Origin of the sequence: uncultured Brevundimonas sp. (assembly GCF_937870815.1) — a bacterium.
Lineage (GTDB): Bacteria > Pseudomonadota > Alphaproteobacteria > Caulobacterales > Caulobacteraceae > Brevundimonas.
Genome location: NZ_CALMZS010000091.1, coordinates 1 through 2,484, shown reverse-complemented (window position 1 = coordinate 2,484; position 2,484 = coordinate 1). Strand labels below are relative to the sequence as shown.

The following is a 2,484-nucleotide window of genomic DNA, read 5'->3' as shown; positions in this document are numbered from 1 at the left end:
TCGACCCGCTCGCGCCGCCGCTCCAGCTCGTGCACCCGGGCCATGAAGGTCAGGTTCTGCTCGATCGACAGGTCTTCGTAGAGCGAGAATTTCTGCGTCATATAGCCGACGCGTTCCTTGATCCGCCGCGACTGGGTCATGACGTCGTGGCCCAGCACCGTGCCCTCGCCGCTGTCCGGCGTCAGCAGGCCGCACAGCATCCGCAGGGTCGTGGTCTTGCCGGCGCCGTTGGGGCCCAGGAAGCCGCAGATGCGGCCCCGGTTCACCGTGATGCCGAAATCCTTGACCGCGTGCAGCGCTCCGAACGCCTTGTTCAGGCCCCTGACGTCGATGACCGCCGAGCCCTCCCCCTCGACGGGGGAGGATTGGGAGGGGGTGGAGGCGGGGTGGTCGTCGGGAAGCTCGGTTGGGCTCCGGCGGCTCTTCGACAACGCCTCCCGCGCCAGATCATTTGACAGCCTGCCTCCACCCCATCCCAACCCTCCCCCGTCGAGGGGAAGGGGAGTCGAACCCTTTCGCCGATCCGTCACTCCCCCGCCTCCAGCGGCGTCACATCCACCGGCAGGCCGGGGTTCAGCGTCGCCGCCTCCTCCGGCCGCGCCTCGACGCGATAGACCAGCCGGTCGCGGCTGCCCCGGCCGTAGAGCACCGGCGGGGTGAACTCGGGTCGCGGACTGATCCAGCTGATCCGGGCGCGCCCGGCCGCGGCGCAGCCGTCACAGCGGAAGGTCACCGTCCGGCCGGGCCGATAGCGCGCCATCTCCGCCTCGGGCACGAAGAACACCAGCTTGACCTCGCGGTCGGGCAGCAGGGCCAGCACCGGCGTATTGGCCGCGGCCCATTCGCCGGGCCGGTAGAAGATCTCCTCGACCCGCGCCGCCGCCGGGGCCGTCGGCGACAGCTGGCCCAGCCGCGCCTGCGCCTCGCTCAGCCCGCCCGCCGCCTGCCGCGCCTGCTGCTCCGCCTGCGCCACCGCATCCTGCCGCGCGCCCATGGCCGCCACTTCACGCCGCCGCCGCACCGCCGCCGTCTGCGCCCGGGCCGCGTCCCGCGCCGCCCGCACCTGGTCCAGCCGCGCCGGCGCATAGATGCCGCGCCGCACCAGCGGCTCGATCCGCCCATAGTCGGCCTCGGCGGCCCGTTCGCCGGCCTCGGCCGCCGCCAGTTCGGCGTCGAACACCGACAGCTCCTCGGCGCGCTGGCCCTTGCGCAGATCGTCGGCCCGCGCCTCGGCCGCGCCCACCGCCGCCGCCGCGCTCTCGGCCTGGGCCCGCTGCACCCGCGGGTCGATCAGGAAGGTGCGGCCGCCCGCCGCCACCCTCTGCCCCTCGCGCACATACAGGGCCGCCACCGAGCCGGAGACCGGCGCGGCCAGATAGACCCGCTCGCCCTCGATATAGCCGGTCAGGGTCCGCGCCTCGCCGTCGCGCAGGAACAGCAGCCAGACCAGCACCCCGACGACGGCGAACACGATGAGCGCGACGATGATCCGGGTCCGCTTCATGGCCGCATTCCTCTCAGGACCGTGTCCAGATGCTGGTTGGCCAGGGCCACGATATCGACCGCCTCCGCGCCGATCGGCTCGAAGGTCTCGCGCCACATCGCGCCCAGCAGCACCGGCCCGACCAGGCCCATGGCGAAGTGGCGCGGATCGCCGGGCCGAACCTCGCCGGCCGTCTGCGCCCGGCGAATCAGGCCGCTCATCATCTCGAGGCCGGGCCCCACCATATTGGCGTGCCAGACCACGGCCAGCTCCGGCCTGTTGCGGCTTTCGGCGATGACCAGCTTGGCCACGCCCGCGAACCGCCGGTCGCCGGCCACCACCGCCGCCATCAGTGCGACCGCGCCGCGCGCCACCGTCTCGAACGGCGCGCCGGCGTTCAGGGCCGCGGCCCGGACACGCTCGAGGTTCGGCGCGATCAGGTCGGCCACCACCGCGCGGAACAGTTCGTCCTTGGTCTCGAAATAGAGATAAAGCGCGCCTTTCGACACCCCGGCGAGCCTGGCCACCTCATCCAGCCGGGCGGCGGCGAACCCGCGCATCGCGAACACCTCCAGCGCCGCGGCGAGAATCTCCGCCGGGCGATCGGCGGCGCGGCGGCGAAATTTCGGCTGGCCCGGGGGGAGCATCGCAACGCCATTAATAACTGACTGGTCAGTTATTATCTGTGCCGGGCGAGGCTGTAAAGCCGCATTCGCCCGCCTGGCCCCGGCGCCGGACGCTGGACCCCGCCGCCCCGGTTTTCTAAGGGATGCGGATGACCTCCCCGCTCGACGCCACCCCCGACCCCCTCCTGACCCTGGAGCCGCACCGCCGCGCCAGCGTGCGCGAGATCTTCGGGGTCGACTCCGACATGGTGGTGCCGGTCTTCACCGAGCGCGACAGTCATGTGCCCGAGATCGACGATGCCTACCGCTTCGACCCGCAGACGACGCTGGCCATCTGCGCCGGCTTCGCCTTCGACCGCCGCGTCATGGTCCAGG

The 2,484-nt window shown here is 72.3% G+C and carries 3 protein-coding genes and 1 pseudogene; 1 reads left to right on the top strand and 3 read right to left on the bottom strand.

The features are described from left to right. From Q0588_RS05680 to Q0588_RS05670, 3 genes are all read right to left on the bottom strand, one after another. Positions 1 to 431 (bottom strand): ATP-binding cassette domain-containing protein (locus Q0588_RS05680; protein ID WP_366872649.1); only part of this gene is annotated, 431 nt, incomplete at its 3' end. A gap of 95 nt (positions 432 to 526) precedes the next feature. Beyond that, positions 527 to 1,504: an HlyD family efflux transporter periplasmic adaptor subunit gene (locus Q0588_RS05675; RefSeq protein WP_298744542.1), complete on the bottom strand. Its 978-nt coding sequence runs from the start codon at positions 1,502 to 1,504 to the stop codon at positions 527 to 529. After that, positions 1,501 to 2,130 (bottom strand): TetR/AcrR family transcriptional regulator, encoded by a 630-nt coding sequence (locus Q0588_RS05670; protein WP_298744540.1) that lies wholly within the window; start codon positions 2,128 to 2,130, stop codon positions 1,501 to 1,503. The genes Q0588_RS05675 and Q0588_RS05670 overlap by 4 nt, the downstream gene beginning before the upstream one ends. 128 nt (positions 2,131 to 2,258) lie before the next feature. Here Q0588_RS05670 and Q0588_RS05665 point away from each other — a divergent pair. Beyond that, positions 2,259 to 2,484 (top strand): annotated as a pseudogene (locus Q0588_RS05665) (cobaltochelatase subunit CobS); the annotation flags it as partial.